Genomic DNA, 1,713 nt, shown 5'->3' on the forward strand with positions numbered 1-1,713 from the left:
GCGTCCCGAGGGGTACCGGCTGTACCCGGTGCGGTGCGGTGACGAGGTGTTCGCCGCGTTCTGCTCGATCCGCGAGGTCGCGGAGTTCCAGACCGGCCAGGCCAAGACGATCGTCGGCCCGGCCCTCAAGCCCCCCGCTCGCCCCCTGGCCAGGAAGGTTGCCTGACCCGTGCCCATCATCGAACTTCAGCGCCGTATGCGGCAGCTCGGCGAGATCCGCATCGGCCACACCGTCGACACCGGCCGCGTTAGCGAGAAGACCGGCAAGCCGATCCTGCGCCCGGCGAAGCTCAACCGCTTCCGCCTCACCTCCGCCTCCCGGCCCCTCCTGGAGGAGGTGGCCAGCCTCTACGGCGGCACCGTGCAGGCATGGACTCCGGCGAACGGCGGCCCCGCCGAGTGGGAGGTCTACACCGACGCCGATCGGCTGCCGGTCTTGGTGCCCCCGCGGGAGCCGGTGACCCAGTGGTACGAGCTGTACAAGGGCTCCAAGTGCGTGCGCCGCTGCGACGGCGTCACCGAGCAGAAGTCCGACAAGCCGTGCATGTGTAACCCGGACCAGCGGGCGTGCCAGATCACGACGCGGCTCAACGTCATGCTGCGTGATGTGCCGGGCCTGGGCGTGTGGCTGCTGACCTCCCACGGCTACTACGCGGCGGTCGAGTTGCCGGAGGTCGCCCAGTTCCTGGCGGCGACCCGGGGCTACGTGGACGCGTGGTTGACGATGGAGGAGAAGCAGGTCGTCCGGGATGACGGGCAGACGGCCCGGTTCATGGTGCCGAAGCTGGACGTGCAGGTGACGCCGGCGCAGCTGCTGGCCGGTGAGGGCGGGGTCGCGCTGGAGGCGGCTGGCCAGGGTCAGCGGGCTTCGGTGGCTGGCGGGAGTCGTACGGCGATCGAAGCGCCGAAGCCTGTGGCGCCGGGTGCGGAGGACTTCATCGCTGCCGCCGAGGGCTCAGTATCGCTGGAGGACCTCAGCACGAACCTCGCGGCCGCTCAGCGCGCCGGATTCGCGGTGAATCTGCAGGATCCGGCAGATCCGGTGGCGTTGGCGTTCATGCGCCGCCGGGACGCGCTGATGAACCCGCCGCCGGCCGCTGTCGCCCCGCCCGCTCCGGCCGCGGCTGCTGCGCAGGAGCTGCCGGACGCCGACGCGCTGTGGATGCAGATCGTCAGCGCCTGGCCCGGCACCACGACGGAACTGGAGCAGACGTTCCTCGGCGCGATGGGCGGCCCGCACTACGAGGCGTCTGAGGCGGACCTGGACGCGTTCCTGAAGCTGGTGAAGGCCGGGAGGTTCAACACTCCGGCCCCGGCGGCCCAGGGCAGCGACGAGGTGCCGTTCTGATGGGCTGGCATCTCGGAACCATGATCGCTTTCGACTTGGAGACCACCGGCATCTCCGTAGACGACGACCGCATCGTCACCGGCTGCGTCGCCCTCATCAACGGCACCACCGGCCAGACCGACATCCGCACCCTGCTCGCCGACCCCGGCATCGAGATCCCCGACTCCGCGACCGCGGTGCACGGCATCACCACCGAGCACGCCGCCGAGCACGGCCAGGACCCGGCGCACGTGGCCGAGGCGCTGGCCAACACGCTCATGGCCCGGGTGTTCGACGGCGTGCCGATCGTCGGGTTCAACCTCGCCTACGACCTCACCCTGCTGGACCGGGAGACCCGCCGGCACGGCCTGGAGCCGTTCGGCGAC

Annotated in this window: 2 protein-coding genes; both read left to right on the forward strand. The window is 70.8% G+C overall.

Annotation, left to right across the window (positions count from 1 at the left end):
• Window positions 1-169 precede the first annotated feature (169 nt).
• A complete protein-coding gene (locus tag ACWDS7_RS48275; protein ID WP_451934797.1) occupies window positions 170-1,348 on the forward strand; it encodes a recombination directionality factor in 1,179 nt (392 codons plus the stop codon).
• Between the two features lie 20 nt (window positions 1,349-1,368).
• On the forward strand, window positions 1,369-1,713 hold a 345-nt coding region (locus ACWDS7_RS48280; protein ID WP_451934798.1), incomplete at its 3' end, for an exonuclease domain-containing protein.

Source organism: Streptosporangium sp. NPDC003464, assembly GCF_053588315.1.